The organism is Deinococcus taeanensis (assembly GCF_020229735.1).
In the GTDB taxonomy this organism is placed as follows: domain Bacteria; phylum Deinococcota; class Deinococci; order Deinococcales; family Deinococcaceae; genus Deinococcus; species Deinococcus taeanensis.
The window spans coordinates 95,858-120,543 of record NZ_CP083457.1 but is presented as its reverse complement, the minus strand read 5'-3'; the positions used below and the strand labels follow the sequence as shown (position 1 = coordinate 120,543).

Annotated in this window: 19 protein-coding genes and 1 pseudogene; 10 read left to right on the top strand and 10 right to left on the bottom strand. The window is 68.6% G+C overall.

Going from position 1 to position 24,686, the window contains the following annotated elements:
- Positions 1-137: 137 nt before the first annotated feature.
- The 4 genes from LAJ19_RS16250 to LAJ19_RS16235 all read right to left on the bottom strand — a co-directional run bounded on the left by LAJ19_RS16250 (position 138) and on the right by LAJ19_RS16235 (position 5,944).
- Positions 138-2,585 carry a helicase-associated domain-containing protein gene (locus LAJ19_RS16250; RefSeq protein WP_225523911.1) on the bottom strand — a complete coding sequence of 816 codons (2,448 nt, stop codon included), beginning with the start codon at positions 2,583-2,585 and terminating at the stop codon, positions 138-140.
- A complete protein-coding gene (locus LAJ19_RS16245; RefSeq protein WP_225523910.1) occupies positions 2,582-2,911 on the bottom strand; it encodes a hypothetical protein in 330 nt (109 codons plus the stop codon). The genes LAJ19_RS16250 and LAJ19_RS16245 overlap by 4 nt, the downstream gene beginning before the upstream one ends.
- Positions 2,912-2,992: 81 nt before the next feature.
- On the bottom strand, positions 2,993-4,669 hold the full coding sequence (locus LAJ19_RS16240) for a DNA repair helicase XPB (protein ID WP_225523909.1): 1,677 nt from the start codon (positions 4,667-4,669) through the stop codon (positions 2,993-2,995).
- A gap of 369 nt (positions 4,670-5,038) precedes the next feature.
- Complete coding sequence (locus tag LAJ19_RS16235; RefSeq protein WP_225523908.1) at positions 5,039-5,944, bottom strand: GGDEF domain-containing protein; 906 nt, start codon at positions 5,942-5,944, stop codon at positions 5,039-5,041.
- Between the two features lie 536 nt (positions 5,945-6,480).
- Between LAJ19_RS16235 and LAJ19_RS16230 the strand changes: the two genes are divergently transcribed.
- The 6 genes and pseudogenes from LAJ19_RS16230 to LAJ19_RS16205 all read left to right on the top strand — a co-directional run.
- A complete protein-coding gene (locus LAJ19_RS16230; protein WP_225523907.1) occupies positions 6,481-7,842 on the top strand; it encodes a S8 family peptidase in 1,362 nt (453 codons plus the stop codon).
- Between the two features lie 249 nt (positions 7,843-8,091).
- Complete coding sequence (locus LAJ19_RS16225) at positions 8,092-8,826, top strand: hypothetical protein (RefSeq protein ID WP_225523906.1); 735 nt, start codon at positions 8,092-8,094, stop codon at positions 8,824-8,826.
- Between the two features lie 319 nt (positions 8,827-9,145).
- Positions 9,146-9,667 (top strand): hypothetical protein, encoded by a 522-nt coding sequence (locus LAJ19_RS16220; RefSeq protein WP_225523905.1) that lies wholly within the window; start codon positions 9,146-9,148, stop codon positions 9,665-9,667.
- A complete protein-coding gene (locus LAJ19_RS16215; protein ID WP_225523904.1) occupies positions 9,664-9,825 on the top strand; it encodes a hypothetical protein in 162 nt (53 codons plus the stop codon). Before LAJ19_RS16220 ends, LAJ19_RS16215 begins: the two co-directional genes overlap by 4 nt.
- A gap of 11 nt (positions 9,826-9,836) precedes the next feature.
- Complete coding sequence (locus tag LAJ19_RS16210; RefSeq protein WP_225523903.1) at positions 9,837-10,058, top strand: hypothetical protein; 222 nt, start codon at positions 9,837-9,839, stop codon at positions 10,056-10,058.
- Positions 10,059-10,139: 81 nt separating this feature from the next.
- Positions 10,140-10,391 (top strand): annotated as a pseudogene (locus LAJ19_RS16205) (IS6 family transposase); the annotation flags it as partial.
- A 615-nt stretch (positions 10,392-11,006) separates the two neighbouring features.
- On the opposite strand, the gene LAJ19_RS16200 reads toward LAJ19_RS16205, so the two are convergent.
- Together LAJ19_RS16200 and LAJ19_RS16195 are read right to left on the bottom strand one after the other, a co-directional pair.
- Positions 11,007-11,645 carry a hypothetical protein gene (locus tag LAJ19_RS16200; RefSeq protein WP_225523902.1) on the bottom strand — a complete coding sequence of 213 codons (639 nt, stop codon included), beginning with the start codon at positions 11,643-11,645 and terminating at the stop codon, positions 11,007-11,009.
- Between the two features lie 92 nt (positions 11,646-11,737).
- Complete coding sequence (locus LAJ19_RS16195; RefSeq protein WP_225523901.1) at positions 11,738-15,049, bottom strand: ATP-binding protein; 3,312 nt, start codon at positions 15,047-15,049, stop codon at positions 11,738-11,740.
- Positions 15,050-15,118: 69 nt separating this feature from the next.
- On the opposite strand from LAJ19_RS16195, the gene LAJ19_RS16190 reads away from it, so the two are divergent.
- The 4 genes from LAJ19_RS16190 (at position 15,119) to LAJ19_RS16175 (ending at position 21,052) form a co-directional block, all read left to right on the top strand.
- Positions 15,119-15,313: a hypothetical protein gene (locus tag LAJ19_RS16190; RefSeq protein ID WP_225523900.1), complete on the top strand. Its 195-nt coding sequence runs from the start codon at positions 15,119-15,121 to the stop codon at positions 15,311-15,313.
- Between the two features lie 78 nt (positions 15,314-15,391).
- Entirely contained in the window at positions 15,392-17,080 is a 1,689-nt protein-coding gene (locus LAJ19_RS16185; protein ID WP_225523899.1) for a thiol-activated cytolysin family protein, read from the top strand.
- 1,763 nt (positions 17,081-18,843) lie between these two features.
- Complete coding sequence (locus tag LAJ19_RS16180) at positions 18,844-20,772, top strand: hypothetical protein (RefSeq protein ID WP_225523898.1); 1,929 nt, start codon at positions 18,844-18,846, stop codon at positions 20,770-20,772.
- A 139-nt stretch (positions 20,773-20,911) separates the two neighbouring features.
- Positions 20,912-21,052: a hypothetical protein gene (locus tag LAJ19_RS16175; RefSeq protein ID WP_225523897.1), complete on the top strand. Its 141-nt coding sequence runs from the start codon at positions 20,912-20,914 to the stop codon at positions 21,050-21,052.
- Positions 21,053-21,546: 494 nt separating this feature from the next.
- Here the strand turns inward: LAJ19_RS16175 and LAJ19_RS16170 are convergent, their stop codons facing one another.
- The 4 genes from LAJ19_RS16170 to LAJ19_RS16155 form a co-directional block, all read right to left on the bottom strand.
- Complete coding sequence (locus LAJ19_RS16170; protein WP_225523896.1) at positions 21,547-22,092, bottom strand: DUF2087 domain-containing protein; 546 nt, start codon at positions 22,090-22,092, stop codon at positions 21,547-21,549.
- A gap of 647 nt (positions 22,093-22,739) precedes the next feature.
- Positions 22,740-23,078 carry a hypothetical protein gene (locus LAJ19_RS16165; protein ID WP_225523895.1) on the bottom strand — a complete coding sequence of 113 codons (339 nt, stop codon included), beginning with the start codon at positions 23,076-23,078 and terminating at the stop codon, positions 22,740-22,742.
- Between the two features lie 567 nt (positions 23,079-23,645).
- On the bottom strand, positions 23,646-24,119 hold the full coding sequence (locus LAJ19_RS16160) for an ATP-grasp domain-containing protein (RefSeq protein WP_349774853.1): 474 nt from the start codon (positions 24,117-24,119) through the stop codon (positions 23,646-23,648).
- A gap of 130 nt (positions 24,120-24,249) precedes the next feature.
- On the bottom strand, positions 24,250-24,645 hold the full coding sequence (locus LAJ19_RS16155; RefSeq protein WP_225523893.1) for a GNAT family N-acetyltransferase: 396 nt from the start codon (positions 24,643-24,645) through the stop codon (positions 24,250-24,252).
- Between the last annotated feature and the right edge of the window lie 41 nt (positions 24,646-24,686).

The following is a 24,686-nucleotide window of genomic DNA, read 5'->3' as shown; positions in this document are numbered from 1 at the left end:
CGCCTCAGCATCAACACAAAGCATCAGCCCGGCCTCCCTTGCGGGAGGCGTGGGTTCTGCAGCCCGCGGCTAAATCCGTTGGCTTTCCACCCACATCCTTTTCTGTCAGTGTCTGATCTTGGATGTGATACCGACACCTATCGAATCGCTATGCCCAGAATGTACTGAATCCGAATCCGCTCCTCCTCACTGCTTTTCAAGTTCCGTGCGTCCAGGTACGGCGTGTTGCCCGCCCGGTCTACCCGCAGGGGTTGAAATTCGTCGAGTCGGCGTTTGCCGGGCGTGGCCCGGCTGCTGTACCAGCCCCCAACGGTCTTTTCCTCGTTGAACTGGATGAGCAGGTTGTGTCCGTTGCGAATGGCTTCTTCCAGAAATTCCCGCTTTTTGCGGGTGTCAGTGATCATCACCAGATCGGAGGCGGCGCCCTGCGGAGCAAGAAGCTCGCGGTGCGGCGTCAAGCCCAGAGCACGCAGGGCCGTCTCCAGGGCCTGTTCCTGGCCGGCCGGCACTGCAAACAGGTTCGGCCCGACAGTGCCGCCGATAAGGCCCTTCAGGGCAGGGTGTTGTGCCAGGCCCTGCGCCTGTGGATGCTGAAGAAGCGTCACGGCCGCCAGACGGGGCGGCGGCGTCTGGCCGCTCCAGACACCCAGCTGAAGGCGCAGGAGGCTGGGAAGACGACCAGAACTGCGCGCTTCGAGATCGTTCAGGAAAGAGGTGGGCAGGCCGCCGGCCAGGGCGGGGCGGAAGAGGTACCTTTCCTTGCCCACAGCCGCAATGCGGCCCTCGAGAAGCTGCCGGGTCAGAAAATCCAGTTCGCTGGTGATGGTGAAGGTTCCGTCATCGCCGAATTTCAGGGTTTTCGGGGGGACCTGATCGTACTTCAGTATGCTGATTCCCGGCTGAACCTTCTGCCCTGACGCGAGCATCAGCAAAGTCTCGCCAACGGGCGTTCCCCCGGAGCTGAGTGCCGCGTCCCGCTTGCTGCGAGTGGGGTACTCCAGCAGCGTGACGCCTTGATGCACCGTCAGGCGCTCGCGGCGCGCCGCCCAGTCCCGAATGGTGCTCTCCACGCTGGGGGCCAGGGGAGTTGCCGAACCCGATTGCAGGCCAGCCACCAGGTCTGCCTGACTCAGGCCGCCTTCGAGCGCGGCATAAACACTGTCCCGGGTCAGGCGGTAGGTGGCGGTCTGGGCATCGAAGCGCACCGCCTCGGCGGCGTACAGGATGGCGAACTGATGCGGCTGAAGGTGGGCGGGATACACCAGCAGCTCAAAGTTGGGTTGCAGAATCCAGGCGGGGGGCGCCGGAACGGGGGCCAGCGCAGCGCCGGCGGCAGGGTTACTGGGCTCGGAATGCACCGTTGAGGTGTCCAGGGCTTCGCCCGGCGTGACTACCGCCTGCCCATCCCGGTCCTCGAGGGACACCAGACCAAAATCGGTCATGGTACCGCGCAGCGTGGCACCGAACCAGTCCGGCCAGGCCTGCGGATTCGGTACGACGCGGTAATCACGCACCGGCAGGCGCAGCTCTGCGGGGATCACGGCACTCATCACTCGCAGCAGTTCGGACTCAGTGATGGCCCCGGGTAGATCGCGCAGCAGGGTCAGCAGGCAGGAGCGAAGCACTCCGGCGTACGGCAGGCGATGCGCCTGATCTTCAGGCATAGCCAAAACCCCAACCAGTCCCGCCAGGCGTTTCACCAGATGCTGCGGGCCAGCCTGGGTCAGCGCCCGTTCCTGCTCCGCACAGACCCGCACCTGTTTGCCAGCCACGTCCACTTGCAGCAGGCCCAGCGACTGTGCTGCGGCCAGCCAGAACCCGGGCTCCTCGAGGGCAGGCAGCAGTTTGTTTAGTTTGCCCAGCCCTGATTTGTTGTAGGTTCCCGCCTGAGTGAGACCCAGGCCGCCCAACACCCGCAGGCCACGCAGCACCTCCTGAAGATGCAGCGCCAGCCTCGCGGCCGGCGAGGTTCTGTTCTGCACCGTGGGCGGCTGCACTCCGCCCAGCTTGACGGTCAGGGGCAGTGCCTCGACCGGGGGGAGATGCGTCAGCAGGCGAGGGTCCGCCAGCACCCAGGTTGCGGGCAGGTTCGGGAAGGGTCGGTGCCGGTAATAGGCATAAGCATCGCGCAACCAGTGATTGGGAACCGACACCGGAACCAGCAGGCCGTCGGCAAACAGCGACCAGATCAGATCGGCTCCGGGAAAATCAGCGCCCTGGTACCCCTCGAAGAGATTCGACGAGGAGGGGCTCAGCTTGACAGGCGGCGCCTTCAGTCCACGCAGCCGCGCGAAGGTATACAGCGCCCAGCCGTCCATGGTCCCGCCGCGCCGACGAACTTCACCCAGCAGTTGCAGTTCGGTGGGATGCAGGCTGGCGGCCAGTGCGTCCAGGCGCCTGGCATTCGCAAAGGTCCGGCTCAGGGCCTCCCGGGCGGCGGCCTTGCCGTTGATTCCCTTCTCACCGCTGTAGCGCCTGGCCACCCGGTTGAAGTGTCCCGTGCCGAAGATGTCGGCCATGTCCTCCAGGCGCAGAGGAGAGGGATCCAGGGCCGAGCGGCTCAGTGACGAATTCGTGGCGCTCATGGCCCGACCACCTTCGGCAGGTGACCGGCCTTGCGCAGGGCCTCGAGCACCGCCTTCTCACTGCCCGGAACCAGCAGGGCAAAGGTCGGGCCGAGCCGGGACACGACCTGCCCCGCCACGCGGGCGTCCTGCAGCAGCGCGTCCAGATCGGCGCTGTCCTGCACCTCCAGCACACTCAGCGGCCGATGGGCCACCACCCGCTGTACCCCCGGCAGGAGCGGCTGGGGCTGGGCCTCCGTGGGCTGGGCCTCTGTGGGCGCCGGCGCTGGGGACACGGTCTTGCCGCTTTTGGGCGGGCGACCACGTTTCTTGGGTGCCTGGGTCATGTCTGCTCTCCTGTCGCCCGCATGGAGCGAAGGGCCACAGCGGCTGGAGCCGGGTGGCCCATCCGCTGTGCCGGATCAACGTCAAACCTCATCTTGATCCAGAATGCCGTAAGAGTAGCCCTGTGCGGCCAGAAACAGCTGGCGGTGGTGGGCAAAGTCCTCCTCGCTGGTTTCGCGGGTGACCAGAGAATAGAAATAGGCGGCGCGGCCGTCGGCCTTGGGGCGCAGCAGCCGCCCCAGGCGCTGCGCTTCCTCCTGCCGCGACCCGAAGGCACCTGACACCTGAATAAGAAGCTCGGCGTCAGGCAGATCCAGCGCGAAGTTGCCGACCCTGGACAGCACCAGCGTCTTCAGGTGGCCCTCCCGGAACGCCTGGAAGAGGGTCTCGCGGGTGCGCTGCGGCGTCTTGCCGGTGATCACGGGGACCTCCAGGTCGGCGCCTATCAGTTCAAGCTGATCCAGGAACTGGCCGATAATCAGCGTCGGCAGGCCGCTGTGCCGCGCCATCACCTGCCGCAGGACCGTGCGCTTGACTGGGTTCTCGGCGGCAATGCGGTGCTTGTCCTGGTCCGGGGCGACCGCGTACTGCACACGCTCTTCAGGCGGCAGACGCAGCCGGACTTCCAGGCAGTGAGCCTGGGCAATCCAGCCCTGCGCTTCCAGGGTCTTCCAGGGCTGGTCATAGCGCTTGGGGCCGATGAGCGCGAACACGTCGCCTTCGCGGCCGTCCTCGCGGATCAGGGTGGCGGTCAGGCCCAGGCGGCGGCGGGCCTGGACTTCGGCGGTGAGGCGGAACACCGGAGCCGGCAGCAGATGAACCTCGTCGTAAATGATCAGCCCCCATTCAGAAGCCCCGATCAATGCCAGATGCGGGTAGGCGCCGTCCTCCCCACTCAGACTGCTCCGCTTGCGGTGGGTGAGCATCTGGTAGGTGCACAGCGTCACTGGGGTCAGTGCTTTCCCGGCGGCGTACTCGCTGACGTCCTCGGGGCTCAGGTCGGTTTTGTTCAGGAGTTCCCGGTGCCACTGATTGACGCTGGTCCGGTTGGTGGTCAGCACCAGGGTCCGCTGCCCGACCAGGCTCATGGCGGCCATGCCCACCACCGTTTTTCCTGCGCCTGGGGCCAGGACCACCACACCCGACCCACCCTGCTCGCTGCCGGCGCGGTAGAACGCCTCGGCGGCTTCGCGCTGATAGTCGCGCACCTGAAGCGACGACGACAGCCGCACTGCGAAGGCGGCGCCATCGGTGTAGCCTGCCTGATCATCCACCGGCCAGCCAACCTCGATCAGCTGCTGCTTAAGCACCCCCCGGTGGGCCGCCGGAACGGTCACCACGGTGGACGACATGACCTCGCCCAGCAGCGGCCTGATCTCCTTGTGGCGCCCGAGTTCAGTCAGCAGGGCTTCGTCGCCAGCCGCGACGATCAACAGCAGCGCGGAGTCGTACCGTTCCAGCTTTAGGCGGCCCCAGCGGCCCACGAGCTCGCGGACGTCCGTAGCCACATTGTCAGGGAGAGGGAATTTGGCGTGCCGGGCCAGGGCCTCCATGATGCCGTTTGCCGTCAGGCCCGCGCTGGCCGCGTTCCATAATGACAGGGGCGTGACCCGGTACGTGTGCAGATGTTCGGGACTGCTGATCAGTTCTGCAAACGGCGCAATATCAGTGCGCGCCGCCTCTGCACGCGGATTAAATGCTTCCAGAAACACGCTTCGGTCCGCCTGCACAATAAGCGGATTCAACGGGTCGAACGACATGCGCTGAGTTTGACAGGTTCGCCTCAAGTGGCTTTGACCCCGGACTGGTCTTCCAGGACCCACGATGCGCGACAGACGGGCGTTTGGCTTCGTCTGGTGTGGTGTCGCCATATTTCTTCTTCCAGTCGTCATCCGACGCCGGCCGCGTCGCTGCTCTGGCCAGAGGCAACGCCCCAGGTCGCGCTGAGGTTAAGTTGCCAGAACCGCCGGGACGCGCTCCGGCCGTGATGCAGGCGGTTCTGGCACGGTTCAAGCGCTGACCTCCTGCTGGCGTGGGGCCTGAATCCCGCCGGGCACGCGAACCGGTCAGGCCACCCGACGGGCGCGACAAGTCCGCCGGGTGGCGTCTCCCGCACCTGGGTGTGCCGCTCAGCCGCGCGGGCGGGCGTCACGAATGACGAAGGTGTGCTTGCCGGCGCGCTTGGCGTCGTACATGGCCTGGTCTGCGGCGGCAAGCACTTCGTCGGCGCTCAGACCGGGCGCCGGCAGGATGAAACCCAGGCTGGCCTGCACCCGCACCTGAACGTTCTGGATGTGAACCGGGCGTTCCAGGGCCTGGAGGAGCCTCGGCGCGAGGGTGTCCAGGGTGTGATCCTCAATAGTCCGGATAAGCACGACAAATTCGTCACCGGCCAGGCGCGCCACCACGTCTCCTTTCCGGACGCACTGGCGCAGCCGCCGGCCCACCTCCCGCAGCAGCTCGTCGCCCGCCTCATGGCCGAAGGCGTCATTCACCGCCTTGAAATCATCGAGGTCCGCGAAACCCACCGCGAACAGGGCCCCGGTCTCCAGGCCCCGGACCGCGGCGTGCAGCGCCTGCATGAAGTGCGCGCGGTTGCGCAGCCCGGTCAGGTCGTCCGTGTACACCTGCTCTTCCAGGCTGCGCTGAAGTTCAATGCGCTGCGTGACGTCCGTCTGGATGCCGACGTAGTGGGTGAGACGGCCCTGCGCGTCACGGATCGGCGCGAGGTTCAGCGCGTTCCAGAAAGGCGTGCCGTCCTTGCGGTAGTTCAGAAGGATCACGTCGGCCGCTTCGCCTGCGTTCACGGCCCGGCGCAGGTGCGCCCGGGTGTCCAGATCGGTGTCCTTGCCCTGCAGGAAACGGCAGTTGCGCCCAAGGATCTCGCTGGAAGCGTACCCGGTCAGCTGTTCAAAGGCCGGGTTGCAGTACACGATGGACAGGTCGCCCTCACTGCGGGTGATGACGATACCGTTGGTGGCCGCCTGCACCGCGCGCATCAGGACGTCAGGCAGTTCGTGCTGATCGAGGGGCATACTGCCCATTTTGATTGACCGGCGGACCCGGCGCCACCAGGGCGTGCCGGACGGTCAGGGAGCGGGCTGCGCAGACTGCCCCGCGTGCCCTCACGGGCTGTGCCGACCAGTCCGGTTACGGGACGTAGCCAACAGCTGACATGGCGTTCCCTGAACACCGGGTATTGGCGTGACCACGACCTCCTACCACCTCCACTCGCGCGCACCCCGGGGTCTCAAGGGCAGGCCACGCATTCACGGAGGGGGAGGTTCTTGGAGACGCGCGGCTGTGCACCTCCAGCGCCGCCGCGGTCGGTTCCACTGAGAGGAGCGGGCCACGTCGGCGGGCTTGAGTTTCCGTTCCGTGCCCAGGGCAGGGTGAGGCAAGCTCACCTCGGCTTACCGCCGGGGTTCCCCGCCCTGCCGGAGGAGGGCGCCCCGCCTGGCCAGTGCTGGCGGATGATCAACGTAGGGTTCTTCACAAAGCCGGGGGGACCGCGTGTCTACAGTTGAAGGGTACCCACAACGCGACTGCACCATGTTCCTCAGGAGGCGTCATGAACCGGACCCGTGTGATTGGCCTGCTTACCCTTACCGCCCTGCTTGCCGCTTGCGGTCAATCACCGAGCAGCCAGGCGCCCGCCGCTCAGACCCCTGAAGTCATCGCCTCCGGACCCCAGTTCGTTGACGGTGAGGTGATTGTGCAGTTGCGTGGCGGCCTGAGTGCTCAAATCGTCACGGCCCTGAGCGCGCTGGGGGTGCAGCGCCTGGAAACCCTGGCGGTGACGGACGGCGCCCCACTGCTTCATGCGCGCATCACGGACGGGCAGAGCGTCAACACCAAAATCAGCCAGTTGCAGGGCAGCGCGCTGGTGCGCTTTGCTGAACCGAACTGGATCTACCAGCATCAGGCGACCTCATCAGATCCGTACTTCACCAACGGATCGTTGTGGGGGATGTACGGCGACGGCAGCACGCCCGCCAATGCGTTCGGCAGTCAGGCCGCTGAAGCGTGGGGCAAGGGACATACAGGCAGCAAGAGCGTGTACGTCGGCATTATCGACGAGGGCTACCAGTTCGACCACCCGGATCTGGCGGCCAACGCGTGGGTCAATACCTTTGACCCTGTCGATGGAATCGACAACGACAAGAACGGGTACGTGGATGACACGCGCGGCTGGGATTTCGCGAACAACGACAACACCATCTACGACGGCGGCACCCGCGGCAGCCTGGACGCGCACGGCACGCACGTGGCCGGCACCATCGGCGCTGAGAACAACGGTATTGGCGTGGTCGGGGTGAACTGGAACGTGACGTTCATCAGCGGCAAGTTCCTGGGTCGCCGGGGCGGTACCCTGACCAATGCGGTCAAAGCCGTGGATTACTTCACGGACCTGAAGACGCGTCATGGGCTCAACATCGTGGCCACCAACAACTCCTGGGGCGGCGGCGGGTTCTCCCAGGCACTCCTTGACGCCATCGTCCGCGGGGCCAAGGCCAACATCCTGTTTGTCGCCGCTGCGGGCAACAGTGGCACTGACAACGATGCCACTGCCAGCTACCCCAGCAATTACGACACCACCGCCGGCGCCGGGTACGACAGCGTGATCGCCGTGGCGGCCATCGACAGGACCGGCGCCCTGGCTTCATTCAGTCAGTACGGGGCGAAGACGGTGGATCTGGGCGCGCCGGGCGTGGCGATCAACAGCAGCGTGCCTTACAACTCGTACGCCAGCTACAACGGCACCAGCATGGCCACCCCGCATGTGACGGGCGGCGTGGCGCTCTATGCCAGCACCCATCCAGGAGCAACGGCCGCGCAGATCAAGGCGGCCCTTCTGAACAGCGCGGCGCCCACGTCGAGTCTGAGCGGCAAGACGGTCACGGGTGGACGTCTGAACGTCAGCGGGTTCTGACGCCCCTTGCATCAGTCGGCACGGGTGGGGCGTGACGCCCCATCCGTTCATCATCCGGCTTTCCGGCCAGCCAACAGAGCGCACCTTGCAGCTCACTTTGCCTGCACAAAATCTCCGTTCGCTCGTTCCACGCACGTTTGGCTGAACTCTCCGGCCCAGCCGCGTGGTCCCTCAACATCTGAGGTTCTACCGCTGATAGCCTGACAAACTCTATGAGAAAGCGTCCCCGATAGGGGACACTTTCTGTTTGTGAAGACCGAAAATGCCACCGGGGACGCTTCTCGACTCTATCAGGCCATGCTGGCTCATCTCCAAACTGGGCTCTGGAACGACATCCGCAACGCACGAACCCTGTCTTGGATGGTCAGTGGACTGCTGCTGTCTCAGCGCAGCACGCTCCCCAACTGGCTGTCGCACATCAACGCTCGAGCGACGTTGGCACAGAGGACAGAACGCCGAGTTCGCCGGTGGCTGGAGAATCCAGCCATCGACCCCATCAAGGTCTATGGTCCTCTGATCACCCGAGCCTTGCGTGACTGGGGCACACACACCCTGATTCTGGCGCTGGATACGAGCGTCCTGTTCGAGACGTTCTGCTTGATCCGCGTGTCTGTCCTCTTCCGGGGACGAGCGGTACCGCTCGTCTCCCGTGTGCTTGAGCATTCCAGTGCCCAGGTCAGCACGGCCCACTTGCTCCCTGTCCTGGCGGAGGTGAAGGGGTTGCTCGATGCCTTGCCCATCCGCGAGGTCCGCCTGCTGGCGGACCGAGGATTCTGCGACACCCAACTGATGGCTTGGCTGCGGGTCTGTGCATGGCACTACCGGATCCGCACCGTTGGCGATGCCGCCGGCGCTGGAGAGGAAGCCGGATCTACCGTGATGCGTTCAGTGGACCGCCGAAATGAGCAAGCGCTTCTGAAGGTGTTTGTGTCCTGTTCTCCGCGCCTGTTGGGAGTGTTTATTGGTAGTCCGCTGACCGGCTGAAACTTGATGGATAGAACCCGTGTTTCTGGGTCCAGCGAGAAACCCAAGAAGTGGAAATTAGCTGTGTTCATCGTCAGTCCTACCAGCCCCAACGGACCACCAATCGTAGATAAGTTCCTCCAAGTACCGTCCCACGATTTCCGCCTGTTCCATAAGGTGCGCCAGCGATGAAGCACCGACCAACGAAAAGCGTCACCCTCCTCCTCCTCTCTAGTCTTTTCGCCCTGACGTCCTGCGGTCAGCAGACCCTGCCTGCTGCGCCAGCCGATCCTGCTCTAGCCTCGATCGACCATCAGCCGCTCTCGCCCAGGGGGCGCGCTTGCACCAGGCCGCGCAGATCTTGGTCCGGTACGGCATCACGCCGCACCCGGCGCAGGCCACCCAGGTGAAGCAGCGTTCCGTGACCTTCTACACTGTGTCCACCAACAAGCCCGACATCGCCGTGACTCTCCTGGCTGAAGGCGAATGCGTCCTGAGCATCAGTGCTGTCCAGACCGCCGGCACCATCACCGTGACGGTTCTGGACACGTCCGCCGTGACGGTGGCCCGCATCCAGGCGGACGGGAGGGCCGTCTCTGAGCAATTCGGGTTCGCCCGGCTCGACACCAGCCTGACGGCAATCGTTGCTCAGTCACCCGTCACCGAGGCAGCCCAGGCGGCCGTCACGGCCCAGGCCGCTGCGCTGGCACAGTGTACCGGCAGCGTCCCCGCCAGTCTTCTGCAGGCCCGGTCACAGGCACAGAACGACTCCTCCTCCTACGACAGCCAACTGGCCATCGCCATTGCCGCTCAGGCCGCGGCCAGCGCGCCGTCGTGGTCATGTGCGGCACGACAATCGTGACCGGTGGGGCCTCGACCCCAGCCTGCATCGCCGCCGCCACGCTCGCCGGCGCGATCATGAGCGTCGAGGTGAAGACCCGACAGCGCCAGGACGCCGCCATTAAAATCGAGTCCGCCCAATTGGCGATCACCCAGTGGAAAAGCGGCGACGCCACGTAAAATACTTGCGTATGGTACTGATTCTTCTTCTCAGCGTCGCTCTCCTCAGCGCCTCCTTCCTTCACTGGCAGCGCAAGCCCGCTGACGTCACCCCCCTCTCCTTTGGGACCCTCGCCGTGATCTTCATGACCTCGCGGCCCGACCAGAGCGGGTACGACCGGTCCATCGTCAGCCTGGTCGTCTCGACTCAGATCCTCCTCTATTTCGTCCAGGCTGCCCGCCACCGGCAGTAGCCTCACCGCCAAATCCCGTTCCTGACCCCCGTGTATGTGCTTGGGGGTTCTGGCAACTGAACGCCAGTACGCTGGCGGGCCGTGACAGACCGGACGCCCTACCGCCACCGTTTTCCCCTGAGCGTGATCGGTGACGCCCTGTGGTTCTCCCACCGCTTCCCCCTCAGCCAGCGTGCTGTGCAGGAACTGCTCCACGAACGTGGCCTCCAGGTCAGCCAAGAAACCTTGCGCCCGTGGACCGTCAAATTCGCGCCCCTCTTGACTGAGGAGCTGCGTCATCGGGAACCCCGGCGGAGTTCTGAAACGCATCTGGACGAGGTGTGCGTCAAGGTCGAGGTCCGACCTTGCACGTTTTCACTGTTTCAAGGCTGGTGCGGGCGCCGCAGCGCCCATGGTGCAGCAGTGCGCCCCTGCGCGCCAGGCGCCGCCCACCCTGTGCCATAGCCGCGCGGTACCCCAGGCCCGCGAGGCAGCTCTCCAGACTATCGTCCTGTTTGTCTTGTGCTGCACGACTGTGCAGAGTCCAACACGTTCGGCATGAAGCGCTCGTTTACCGTCACGGTGCATGGAACCTATTGAACGGGGCGTGCCGGAGCGCCGCGCTGTGCACCAGCGGAGCAGACCCTACCGCCCCCTTGAACCTGTTCATAACGGCGTAAGTTGGCATCATCTCTAGCGACCACCCCCCTCCGAGGTCGCCGCAGCTGTGAGGAAGCGATCGGGGGCACCAACCTTCGTGCACACCGGTGCCGCGATCAATAGGACGACGACCGGCGGCCCTCAAGCAGGGCGGCTGTGGAGGGGGGCCCCCCTGGGCTTCACCTCTGACGGCCCCTTTGGATGCCCCAGCGGGAGCTAACCGGCAGGCGGCGGAGGGTGTGACTGGAGGGTCGGGGCTCTGTCACGCCGTGGGCAGCCAGGGCAGTCCGTATGGTGTCCTCAACCTGGTCACTTCCGGCAGGTGAGATTCACGCGGAAACTGGGGTCGGGCACGGTAAAGCGGGCTTTCAGGGCAGGACTGACGGTCGGTTTGACTTCCAGCAGGAACTTCACGGGGGCGGGCAGCGCCTGACCGCTGGGCACCTGCTGCTCGGAGTACAGGCGGAAGGTGTAGACGGTACCGCCGCCCTGCTGAAGCCTGGCCATGGTCTTGTCCTGCCAGCCGCCGCCGCGCCCGTCACTCCAGCTGTCGCCGCTGGCGAAGCTGACCGCGGCGGCGTTGTCGTACGACAGGCCCGCCTGATCAAGCTGGATGGTCTGGTTGACGCCGTTCTTGAATTCCGCGGTGACCGCGTACCCGGGGTAGGCGCTGCCTTTGTCCTGGTAGGTGACTTCGACTTTGGTCACGCGCATGCGGACGATGCCGTTAAACAGCCACTCGTTGACGCACCCCTCAACGCTGGCCTTCTGGTTTGTGCCGCCTGCGCCGGTCAGGGCGCGTTTGAGGTCATCGAGGAGCACGTAGGTTTTGCCGCCGATGACGGTGGTGGTCAGCGTGGTGGGTTGGCCGTTGAGGGTGAGGGTGACCTGGGCGGCCAGCGCCTGGCCGACAAGCAGGGCAGAGAGCAGCGCCGTTGTCCGTTTCATGAGGTGACCTCCGGGGGGCGGCGGGAGGCGCCGCTCAGGATTTCCTGGAGGGTACGCGGCCTGGCGTTGCAGGGGCGTTGCAGCCCCGGACGTCAGCGGGCCGGGCCGGGCGGGAGCACCGGGATCCGGCTCAGGAGGCGCTCCAGCGCGCCGCCCTGCCCAGGCCAGGCCGCGGTGAGGCGCCCGAGCCGCGCGTCCCGGTCGAGCTGCGCGTGCGGGTCGCCCTGGGAGGCGCGGACGTGGGCGAGCAGCAGGGCGTCCAGGGCGGGCACCTCTTCCTCGATCGTCACGCGGGGTGGATGGGTCCTTCCAGGCGTCACGGCGGTCAGCAGCGCGGCCAGACGCGTGCTCGGCAGCGGTTCGTTCAGCAGGTCCTGGACGCCCTGGTGATCCCCGGCCAGCAGCCGGCCCAGGCCGACCACCCAGGCGTGGCGTTCGCGTTCGTCATCGTTGGGCGTCAGGGCGTCCAGGTGCGCCTCACCCGGTGCGCCGCAGCGCAGCAGCCCGGCCTCCACGCGCACGCAGGTGAGCTGGTGGTGCAGGTCGTCCAGGCCCAGAGTGACGATCTCCCGCTGCAGCTGCCCGAGCTCCTCCAGCGTGGGGAGGTGCCCGCAGCGCAACCGGGCCTCAGTGAGGCGCAGCTGGCGCCGCGCCGCGACGGCCACTTCTCCCCGGTCCCGGGCGGTGGCCACGGCGCTTTCAAGCAGGTGCAGGCCGCGCCCGAGCTCTCCGGCGAGCACGAGGGCCGTGCCCATGTTCGCCTGCGCGGCCGGCTGGGCCTGCGGCGGCAGGTAGGGCATGGCCGCCTCGTACAGAGCCAGGGCCCGGGTGTACCCGCTCGAGGCGAGCATCAGGCCTGCCAGGTTCGCGCGGGCCGGGGCGCCCAGCGCGTCGAGGTGGTGCTGCTCGGCAAGGTGCGCCGCCGCTTCCAGGTGGGTGCGGGCGCGGGTCTCGTCACCCATCACGGCCGCCAGCGTACCGCAGGCATGCTCCGTCTGGAGGAGCCGTTCCGGGCCGCCCAGGACGGTCGCCACGCGGCGCAGGTGCTCGCTCTCGGCCAGCCCGTCGGCGTGCGCGCCGCGGGCGATGGCGAGGCTCACGAGCGTGAGTGACGCTTCGAAGGCCCGGCGGGTGTGGTCGAGGGGATCAACCTCGCGCGCGGCGAGCAGGTCGGCGCGCGCAAGGTCGAACTGCCCGACTTTGACCCGCGCCATGCCCCGCAGGTGCAGCGCCCGGGCCCGCAGGGACGGCGTGATCTCCGGCAGGTCAAGCACACCCTCCGTCAGGGCCAGGGTGTCCGGGTAGGCGGCGTCCATGAGGTGCAGCTGCGCTTCGCGCAGGTTCAGTTCGGCCTGCCGGTGCAGGCTGCCGCCCACCCGGGCGCGCAGGCGCGGAAGCACGCCGCGGGCGTCGGCGGCCCCCCCGCTCATCACGTGCAGATCGTACAGGGCCGTCATGACTGTCCAGTCCTGCGGGTCGTCCAGACCGAGCGTCAGGGCGCGCTCGAAAGCCCGGGTCGCTTCGGCGGGGGCCAGCGCGCTGCGGGCCGCCTCTGCGACCTTCACCCACGCCTGCGCGGCCTGACGGGCGCGGCCCCCGGCCTCGTAGCACAGGGCCACGTCCTGCAGGGGCGCGCCCGTGGCATGCAGCGCCGCGGCGAGTTCGGCGTGCAGCACCTGCGCCTCCTGCTCGGACAGCGCGCCGCGCAGCGCCTGACGCTGCAGGTTGTGCCGCAGAACGTACCCGCCGGCAATTTCATGGGCGAAGCCGCTCGCCTTGAGCAGCGCGGTGTGCTGCAGCACCGCCCACTCACTGAGGTGACTCGCGCCGGCCAATGCCGCGGCGGAAATCGGCCGGGTCTGCAGGCACAGCACGTTCAGGCAGTGCCGGGCGGGGCCAGGCAGCAGGGCCGCCCGGGCCAGAACCGCCTCGGACACGCTGCTGGGCGCCGCGAGGTGCCCGTACCCGCCGTCCGCGTCGAACCGCACCAGCCAGGCGTTCCCGTCTGTGCGGGCCAGGTCGCCGCTGGCCAGCAGGGCCCGCAGGATCTCCTGGAAGAACAGCGGATTGCCGCCCGAGCATTCGTGCAGCCGCGCGGCGAACTGCGCGCCCCCCTGCCCCTGACGGCTGAGGAAGTGCACCAGGTTCAGAATGTCGATCTGCCCCAGAGGCGGCACCTCCGCGCGGTGCAGGGTGCCCCGGGCGCGCTGCTCAGCCACCCAGGCCCCCGCACGGCCGCGCTGCAGTTCGAACGTGCGGGCCGTCGCCACGACCTTGACCTGCTGCGCGGGCGGGCGCTGCGCGTTGAGGTGCAGGAACCGTCCCAGCACCTCCAGCGTGGCCGGGTCCAGGTCATGCAGATCGTCGACCAGCAGGACGTTCCGTCCCGCCAGGGCGTCCTGGAGGGCCTGCGCGAGCCCGGCGTACAACGCTTCACGCACCGACGGGGTGAAGTCCGGTTCCTCCTGTTCCCGCCGCAGCTGTGCCAGGGCCCGCCGGGCGGCCGCGCCGTACGCCACCTCCCCGACTTCCTCCAGGGTAAGCAGCAGGGCCGCGAGCGGCGCGCCGGTCATGGCGCCGGACACCAGCAGCGAGGCGCCCAGCTGCCGGGCGACCTCCACGGCCAGGCGCGTCTTGCCCACCCCCGGGTCGCCGAGCAGCAGCCACGCGCCCGGGCGCAGCAGGTCCCGGAACAGTTGCTCCCGGCCGACCAGCGGCAGCCTCGGCAGGGCCGCCGGGACAGGCGCCGCACCCGCGTCCGTGAGTTGCGACAGCCACGCGCGGGTGTCGGGCCGGGGCGCACGCCCGAACTCGGCGCGGGTCATGCGTTCACACCCGCGGTACGCGCGCCGCGCCGCGCTGGCGTCCCCCAGCAGCACGCACGCGCGGAGCGCCCGGGCGTGGGCGTCCTCCGAGAGGGGATCCACGGTCAGCCACGCCTCCGCCAGCGCGCGCGCCTGCGCGTGCTGCCCCTGCCGCTCGGCCAGGCTTAACGCCTCGCCCAGCCAGCGCAGGTACTCCGCCTCCCAGCGGGCGCGCTCCCTGCCGAGCCACTCCTCGGCCGGGACGCTGCCCGTCACCCACGGCAGCAGCGCCGCACCCACCCGCTCCACGGCGCCCACAAAGTCCCCGGCAAGCGCCCGTGCCCGGGCCTCGTGCACGTCCACCTGAACGGCGCTGCACAGCGCCAGCCGGTCCGGGTCCGCGTCGACGTGCCCGGCGAACGCCCCCCGTTTCAAGCGGTGCAGTTCCACCCGCAGGTTCGACCGGGCGTGCGGGGAGTCCGGCCAGAGCAGGTCTGCCAGGGCGGCCCGCGAGACCGGGCCCTGCAGGGCAAGGACCCCCAGAAGCAGGGGGGCGGTCGGCTCCCCCGGCCTGGGCGCTCGGGTCAGGCACAGCTGCATGACTTACTCTAGTGACATTCACCCCCGCGTGTAACGGCCCCGCAACGCCGCGCCGCCTACCCTCCGGGTATGAGTGACCCGGGCAGTCCCCCCGACCTCACCCTCGACCGGTTTACCGTCGCCGTGCGGCGCGACCACGTGCTGGTACAGGACCACGCCGACCTCAGCACGCACCAGTTCGCTTCCCTGCTGGGGGCATTCGGGTACCTCGAACAGGTCGTGCGCGACCGCCGCAAGGCCCGGCAGGCAGGCGAACTCCTCTGAGCGCAGGGTAGCCCCCGTCCTGCACGCGCCACGGGCCAGCCACGGCCCCCGCCCACTGCACGTCCAGGAGGTTCCGTCATGAACGTACGCCGCGCCCTGACCCTCACCCTGCTGTGCTCCACCGCCCTCGCCCAGGGACCCGTCCCCATTCAACCGGTGAACCCGGTCCGGCCGGGCGTGCCCACCGTACCGGTCGTGCCCAACCCCGGCGTCCAGCCGCCCCAGGTGCGCCCTGGCGTGATCCTCCCGGCCGACCTCGTTACGTACTTCCGGAACCTGCAGCGCAGCAGCCCCCTCACCAGGCCCACCGGCCCGACCAACGGGGAACCCGTCTTCGCCGGCACCAGCGCCGTCCCCGGGTCAGGCGGCGATCCGCTCGCCTGCACCACCCGGAAGGTGAGCATGCAGTCCGCCCCGGAACGGTTCGCCGCGTCCGGATACGACCAGGACAAGCTGTGGCTGGGCTCCCTGCTGCAGGCAAAGTCACTCAAAGACGGCATCGGCGGCCTGCGGGCGGCGTACGTCCCCGAAGACAAGCGCACGCCGCTGCAGATCACGTCCGCTGCGCCGGTGGCCCTCGCCTCACAGACCATCCAGCCCAACCAGTCGGCGTACAACGTGGCCCTCGCCAACATCCGGCAGGGCATGCAGGGCACCGCTCTGGGCTCCACGGTGTCCTACAAGATCACCGAGGAGAAATCCTTCGAGACCAGCGCCCTGAAGCTTGGCCTGAACGCCCATTACCTCACCGCCCGGGTGTCCGGTGAGTTCCAGTCGAGCACCACCACCGCCCGCAACCGCGTGACGGCTGTGTTCATGCAGGAAGCGTTCACGGAGAACGTCGCGCTGAACAGCGTGCCCGCCGCGGGGCTGTTCCGTGACCTGAGCGTGGAAGGCGCGGCGGAACTCGAGAAGACCCGGCAGTGGGGTCCAGGCAACCCGCCCGTGCTGGTCAACTCCATCACGTACGGCCGGCTCCTGTTCGTCAGCATGGAAAGCAACTACTCCGCGGCCGAAATGCAGTTCGCCCTGAAAGCCGCGTACGAGGGCGCCGTGGCCGGCGGGGACGCCAGCCTGAAAGTGAACACCAGCAAAGTCCTCGCGGACTCCACTTTCGACGTGTACGCCGTCGGCGGCGATGAAGACGCCGTGATCTCCCTGATCCGCACGCAGCAGCTGGCCAGCTACTTCGCGAAGACCACCAACCCCACCACCTTCCAGCCGATCAGCTTCACAGTGATCAACCTCGCGGACGGCACCAAGGCCGCCGACCTGCGGGCTGGCGAGTACGCCGAAACCACCTGCAATCTCGCCAGCATGAAGCTGTACCTGAAGGTGCAGGTGTACGCGCAGGACACCGACGACAACACGTACGACGACGTGTACGGCACCATGCACGTGAACGGCACCCAGCTCTGGCGGCGCGGCACTGAGGACCCCTACGAGCTGAACAAGGGCACCACCGCGTACTTCTACCCGGAAGACTCCCGGTACATCTACAACCGCGGCGCCTCACCGTTCACGCTGGACGCCGACATGACCACCGACCAGTACGCGAAGTTCGAGGCGTCCTTCACGGATTACGACGCGACCATCGGCAATGGCAACGATTTCCTCGGCAGCGTGAGCGAGAACATCAACGTCTCCGCCATCGCCCGGTACTTCCGCGACAACCCCGGCGCGGTCTCGTACCCATACCGGGACCTGCCGATGCGCGCGGCAGACAACACCTACCAGATCAAGATCACCTTCTACCGCACCTGGTGAGTGCCACCTGGACGGAGAGACGGCCCAGTCGCCCGGCGGCCGTCAATGTCCGGCCCACGCCGTCGACCAGCGCCGCGATGTCCATGCTTCCACACCCGTCTCTCTGGGCAGTGTCCGCGGCGGTGCGCTCCACCTGAGCCGCGGCAGGACCTGCTGGACCTCCCTGGCGCGTTATCCACCAGGGCCCAACGAGACCGGGCCGAGACCGGGAGGGCTCCGCGCAGGGGGTCTCACCCCAGGGCGGCACCCCGGCGGCGCACAGTATCGGCTTGCGCCTCGTGATTGCTGAGGAGGCCCAGCTGCGAAGCTCGCCAGGAGGCCCGGCCTTCGCAGCGCCAGCCGCACTTTCCTGGAGCGTCCGCTCCACCGGACTGACCGGGTGGCCACCCCGCTGGGCCCCGTGGTGGCCACCTTTGAGCCAGCGCACACCGCCGACTTCAGCCCGGCGCTCCCCCGACGGACATCCCTGGCACAGGCGGTGGCCTGCTCTCTCCCCTCAGGCGGAAGAGGGGCGAGTTCCTCCGCGCGCGCTGGGCTTGCAGACGTTCAGGGGTGGCAGGTCGGGCCCGTTGTGGGGAGCATCGGCGCAATCCCCTGGGAGGCTCCCCGCCGGTGCGTGCTCCGCATGCGCCCGGAGGCACCCCAGGCCGGGTCGTCCCGGCCTTCCCGGACGTGGGCTGCTGGTCAGGTGAGCCGGCGCGCCCGGCGGGGCTCCACTATGCTGCCCGCATGCCCCTGCTCTTCGACTTGCTGCTGGGCGCGCTGCTGGTCATTGTGCTGCACCGCGCGGCCCGCCTGGAGCGCAAACTCGACGAGGCCCTGCGGCACCTGGCCGCCCTTCAGCCAGCGCCGCAGGGCCTCGCAACAGGGCCCGACGCGCCCACAGAACCGCCGCAGGCCGGAGCCCGAACCCCCACCGCGCCCCAGGCGGCCCATGCCCCCAGCCTCCCCGAACGTCCCCGGCCCGTCTGGCCCGAGGATCTGCCGGTGCTTACCCCACCGGTTCAGGGCGCGTTTCCCGGGGCGGCGCCGGAACTGCCCACCGCCGCCGGACATGACGGCCGTCAACCTCGGCCCGCCCGTGTCCGGACGTGGATGCCGGACATCGACCTTGGCGCGCCCGAGTACAGCCGCGCGCGAATGAGCGTGATCGGCGGCGGCCTCGTGATCGCCGGCCTCGCCTGGACCCTCCGGGCGCTCGGCCTGCCCGGCTGGACGACGCTGGCGGCGGTGTACGGGTTCGCTGCACTGCTGTGGCTGACCGCGCGTGGGGTGCCGCAACCTGTCGCCGGCGCCCTGCGGGGCCTCGCGTACGCCGCCGCCGCCCTGGGCCTGGGCGGCCTCGCCCAGCCGCTCGGGGACGCCGGACCGGCCGTCGTGATGGCCGGTCTGCTGGCGTTGTCCGCGGTGATGGCCCAGCGCAGCGTGCAGGCGGGCGAACCGCTGCTCGCGGCGATGGCCACGGCCGGGGCAGCCGTGGCCACCTGGATGCTCACCGACGACCTGGGGGTCTGGTCACCCCTGGCCATGGGACTTGCCGGCCTGATCCCGGCGCTGGCCGTTGCGCCCCTGATCGGCCTGCTGCCCGCCCGGCGCCGCGCCGAGGACGGCGGACCGGCCGGCCTCACCCGCGAGGCCAGCCTCGTCCTGACTGTCCTGGCGGCCGCCGCCCTCCCGGCCGGACACGTGCTCGCGGCCCTCAGCCATGCCGCCGGACCGGGCACCCTGATTCGCGACCTGCACCTCGCCGGCGGGGGCCCTGGGTGTGGGCGGCCGGCAGCGTTCTGGCCCTGGCGACCGCGGCGAACCTTCTGCGCCGCGCCCCGCGCCTCCCCCAGCGGGAGGGGGGTGGGCGCCCCCCGTACCTGGAGCTCGGCACCGCCGCGGCCCTGTGCGCCGCCGCGCCGGCCGTGAGCGCCACCGCGGCGCTGGGGCCGGGGGTCTACGAGCGCCTGCCTCAGGCGCTGGCCGCCACGCTGAGCCTGGCCGGGGTCACTGCCCTGCTGGCCGCCCTGGCCTGGCGAACCCAGCGGCAGGCGACGCGCGCGGGGCGGCCGGCGAGCGCCGCCCTGGCGGGCACCCTCGCGGGCGCAGCGACCGCCGGGACCACTGCCCTGGTCGGCGCCGCCCTCACCGGGGTGCTGGGCGCCCGGACCCGCCCGCTGGCGTACGCGGGGCTCGGCGCAGCGCTGGCCAGCGTGGGCCTGGCTGCTCACAGCCGCACCTGGGTCCGGCTCGGCGCGGGACTCACGGGCCTGAGCCTGCTCGCTGCGGTGGGCGTTGCCGTGGCGGGCGAAGCGCCCACCCGCCCCGTGGCGTGGCTGACCGCCGCGGCCCTGACGGGCGGCTGGCTGCTGGCCCTGCGGGTCAGCCTCGCCGGGTGGCGCGCCGAGGCGGCCCTGCTGTCTCTGGTCACCGGCGCGGCCGCGGCGCTGATGAGTGTGGCTGGGCCGCTTGAGGCCGCGGCCGCCACGCTGCTCCCGGGCGCGCTGCTGTGGGTCATGTCCCGGAGGCCCGGGCCCGCCGCATCAGGCCCGGGCACCGCCTTCACGCCCCTGCGGGCGGGGTTGCAGGTCACGGCCACGGCCGGCGCAGTCGCGAGCGCCGTGACCAGCCTGACGGACGGCCGGACCGGCGACCCTGCCGGCGCGGGCCTGCTCGTGGCCGCGCTGCTCGGCAGCGTCCTGGCCCTCCTCGCCTCCCGTGCCGACCCCTCCCCGGCACCGGTCGGTGGGCCAGGACCCCAGAGCCCCACTCCAGGGGAAACAGACGCTCCGCTTCGTGCGGCATTGCCGCCACTGGCGCCCCTCGCCCAGCATGCCGCCTGGGCCGCCACCACGCTGCTCCTTATCAGCATGACGGACGTCGCTGGGGCCAGCGCCGGGTCCGGCGCCGCCCTCGCGCTGGCCGTCATGGCTGCCGGCACCCACCTCAGCGGACTGCGCCGCGGACCCCTGCTCTCGAGCCTGGCGCTGGCCACAGCCGCCCTGCTGGTCAGCGCCGACTCCACCGACCTGGTGGTCAACCACCTCTGGCCGGCCCACGCGGGGCGGCCAGAGGTGAGGTCCACACGTCCGCTGACCTGGCTGCCGGTCGCCGCGTGGAGCGTGCTGGGCGTGTGGGGGCTCCTGCACACCCCGACCGGCCGTTCCCTGTGGGTCCGCTGGACCCAGCGCGCCGCACTGGCCACCCTGCCGGTCATGCCTGCCCGGATCCTGCGGGCGCCCGTGATCGCTGCTGGGCTGGCCCTGGCCTCACTCACCGTGTGGGCCTGGTTCCCGCTTGCCCTCGCCGCCCGTCTGGACGGCCCCCTCGCGACGCTGGGCAGCCTCGGCGCCCTGGGCACCGGGGTGCTGGTCGCCCTCGGCGCGTGGCGCTGGGGCGGCGTCGGCCGCGGCGGCGCCCGCCCGCTCTGGGACATGGGCGTGGGCATCGGGGCCGCGGCAGGCGCCAAGGCGGCCGTGCTGGACGCGGCCCTGTACGGCAACGCACGGGCCGCCAGTGGCCTCGCCGTTCTGGTCACAGGCCTGGCCCTGCTGCTGCTGGCGGTGCGCGCACCCCGTCCTGGACCGGTGGAGGGAGAGGATGGAACAGAGCCGGACCCCGGAGCGGCGCTGACCGCACGCGTGCAGAGCAGCCGTGGCGATCGCCCGGCTGAACCGCCCGCAGCGCCGCCGCATGCCAGCGGGTAAGCGCACGCCACCTGCCTGGCGGCGGACGTCGTGTTCGGCGGACACGTTCACAGGGACGCGCCCGTCAGGCTCGTGGCCTGCACCACCGCGCCTTCCTCCACGAGGCTCTCCGGGACGCGCTGTCCGCCGGACTCACTGCATGTCCCTTCACCGTGAACAGGCGGACCTGACCCGCACACCCCGGTCAGTGACCCCTGCCGGGTGGGCGTCCCGCCTGCCGTTCCCTGCCGCCGTTACCCGCGTCAGCCGCCGCTACGCCCCCGGCGTGCAGCCAAATTGACCGTGCGACCGAAATGCATTCCCAGGCTGAACAGATGGCCCCGGCCCAGCGTCTGGGGGTTCACCTTGTGCCGCCCTTCAGCTGCCGGCAGCGGTTTCTGAAGCTCAATGTCTGCTCTGAGCACCACAGGCGCAGACCCGATCGGTGGAGAGCGGCTCTTGAACACCGGGGGACGCATGTGGCATCGACGTCTTGAGCCGTGCCCGGTGCGGCCCTTCAAGCGCGCGCTGAGGGACACCCGCAGAGGCGCCCGGCATGGGTGCATGCGTGGGCGGCCCGTATCTGGGTTCAAGCGGCACACCTGCACCGCGCGCCCCGGCGACAGCCTGATGACCCCGCCGTTTCTCAGGTTATGCGTTGAAACGGAGTCAGGAGGGCAACCAGGGGAAGGCGGGACACTTCCTTGCAGTCAAGCTTTGGGCCCATGGCCTGGACCGCGGGGCGCACGCCCGGTCGCGAGGTGATTTCAGCGCGTCACTTCCTCACGACACACGTCACCAGCTGGCACCGGGACGGGCCTCCCGGTCCACCCGCCAGTACGCGGCGCCATTGGGCGTTCTCGCCAGCCAGCGGTACTCAATCAGGGTGCGCCGGACTTCTGCGACGTCGCCAGCCGCCAACCAGGGCTGCAACACGTGCGTCACCTCCGCTTCGGTATAGGTCCGCTGCCCCTCAAACAATTTCGCCAGATACGGGAGGAGCGCTTCAAGCGCGCGAGTCTTGCGCGTCCAGATCCGCACCTGCCCCTCCCCGCTCAGGTACCGCCTGAGCGTCCTGACCTCAGCCTCGTGCTTCTCCAGAACATCCAGCATGGCGGTGTACAGGAGCGCGTTGGGATTGCCCAGAAAGACGCGGGCTTCCTCATGCACGGTAGCGACCTTCAGAAGGGACAGCGCCAGGTGATGGTCCCGGAACGCCTGGTGGCGGGGCTGAAGCCAGGCTTGAAGCCGGACGGCCGCCAGGTCGGGACTGGGCTGGTCTGCGACGAGCGCCTGAATGGTCTCCTGGAATGGCCGAAGATCAGGCTGAACGCCGAGCACCTCAGTGAGCGTTATGGTCTCAAGGGCGGTCCCGATGGGCCCGGCAAGGGCTGCGAATGCGGGTCCATCCAGCACACCCGACCACACGGTCCGGGCACTGAGGTGTCGCCACACTTCAGGATGTTCGCCTCTGAGCAGGGCATACCAGAGCTGAGCGGCGGCGCGGTTCTCGTCGTAGCTAAACTGCTTTGCCGTCCGCAGCGCCCAAAGGATCCAACCACGTGCTTTGCGCGACGCCACAGGCGTGGCACGTTCGAGTGCCTCCTGAAAACGAGAGGAGGCCTGAGCATCGTCTCGCCCGGACACCCCGGGCGCCCCTCCGTCCCGGCTGATGAGGGCACTGAGCCTGTGGGGCACGTCCACAAGGAGCGCGATCCCTGGCTTGTCTTTCCACTCCACCGTCATGGTTGAACCTCCGGCGCGCTGGAAAGAGCGCGGTCAAGCAGCGGTTGCGTGTGGATGGAACGTCAGGAGACGCGGATTGTTCCAACGTGTCTGACAGGGTGTTTCAAGCCCCGCGTGGACCCGTTGGGGGTACAGGGCCAGCATTCAACCTGCGGTTTGGCTCGGTCACGGCTTGCCCCGAATGACCGAAACGTTCAGGAACGACTCCACCCACGTGCTATGGAGGGGTTGGGCATGGCTGCCTACACGTACCTCCGGTGGAGCGGGCGACCATCCACGACGATCCTGATTTTGACGGTGAAGATCGCCCGGGCAAAGACCTCGATCTTGCGCCGCTGGCCGTTGGCGTCCGTCACCTCCGCCGTGAGGAGGGGAGGTGGGCCTCCCACGGCCACCATGCGGTTCGTCGAGGCGAGGCACTCCTCGCCCACAAACAACGACAGGCCCGAGCGCCAGCCATTGACGACACGCCCGTGGAGGCCAGACTGCTCGAAATGCCATTCCTCCTGCGGATCCGCGCGGTTGAACAGGTAGTGGAGGTAGGCCGTCGGGAAAGAGGGGGAGCGGGTCTTGTGAATCACGTCACCGAGCATAAGGAGTGCCGCTGGGCAGCGTACAGGGTTAATGGGCAGAGGTGAACGAGATTGAGGGCGAGAAGCGTCCTCCTCATTCACCCTCCTCAGAAGGCGTCGTGGCCTGTGGGGAGGGATCACCACCGCTCCACCGCTTGTCCGTGTGCAGCACCCCCGGCGCCACGTCATTCCTCACGCCTCCGTGGATGACCCCTTTGACGACCTCAGTTTCCCGGTCTTCTTCAAGGACCATGCCCAGTTGACGCGACGACCACAGGCCGCTCGGGCGGCAATGCATCCGCGGACGGGGACCGCACCGGTGCCTGTCCCCCGCACCAATGTCCGGCTGGTGATTGCCCGCCCCTCTGGGCTGACGAAGCGCACGGGCATGAACGGCACCCTCAGGCGTGCATGCCTGCCCAGCAAAAGTCGGTATCACCGGAGGGAGGACGATGCGTGGAACATCGCTGCGGTCGACCTGCACGTTCAGCAGGTGTCCGCCTGGCTGACCCGAAGCGCCGCCACAACCCCGCGCGGTCCTCCTCAGGGGCTGTGCCTCCCTGGGGAGAACCGGAGTCACGGCCCGGCGAGCCGCGAGCGCGTCACCGAAGCGCCTGACCCCTCGGCCCGCTCCGGCGGTCCGGCCACCTGGTCGTCACCGAGATTCACGCTCCGCCACTCGCTGCCCTCACGCTGAGCGATCGCCATTGTGAACAGCCGGCGGTCAACCTGCTGGCCGGTCTCCTCAGGGAGGCTCAGGTGGCAGCGCGGCGTCCGCAAAGTTGCCTTCCTCCCCGTCGAGCCCACCCATCGATCAACGAAGAACAGCCGGTTCTTCCGGGTCAGCAGCCTTCTACTCCTGCACTGTGTAGTGAGCGCCGCGAACGGCCCGAACGCGCGCAGCACCACGATGCCCCGAAGGCCCTCACCCTGGCAGGGCAGGAAAGTCCCCACCACCTGCGTCGCCGCCCCCACGTCGGACGCGCTGGGGATGCAATACGCCTTTAGCCCCTCGTGCATGCGGCGCTTTACATCCGCCCTGACAATCACTGGGGGAGCCCCGAAGGTTGCGAGTGCAGTGCGCACAGCAGCGCGGCGACTGATCCGAGCGTAAGTCCGGAGCGTTTTTGAAGGGTGGCTCGCTTGATTGCTCCCGCAGGCACACCGCAATGCCTAACGCTCAATCCAGACGCCGCTCCCAGGTCACCCACATCGGCTCCGTCCGGTACCCCAACCTGGTGTTCACCCGCAGCATCGGCAGGTTGAGCACCGTTCCCCCCGTACCCGCCCGCACATACCCTTCGTGCTGCGCCCACCTGAGCGCGTGTGCCTTCACCAGGGTCGCCAACCCCCTCGCCCGGTGCGCAGCGTGCGTCGTCGTCAGGTCATTCGACACCGCCCCTGCCTCCTGGAGCCCCTTGCCACGAGGGAGTGTGAGCCGGGTCAGCGCCACCAGCGCCTCTCCACGCCGGACGACAAAGACCACCTCCTCGCGCCTGACCACCTCGCGGAACGCCTGCAGATCCAGCGGAGTAGATGACGTGGTCGGGTTGCGCGGCACGTCCTGCTCACCCAACTGGTGAAGTGCATGCAGAGCCTGCCACGACGCCTCTGGGG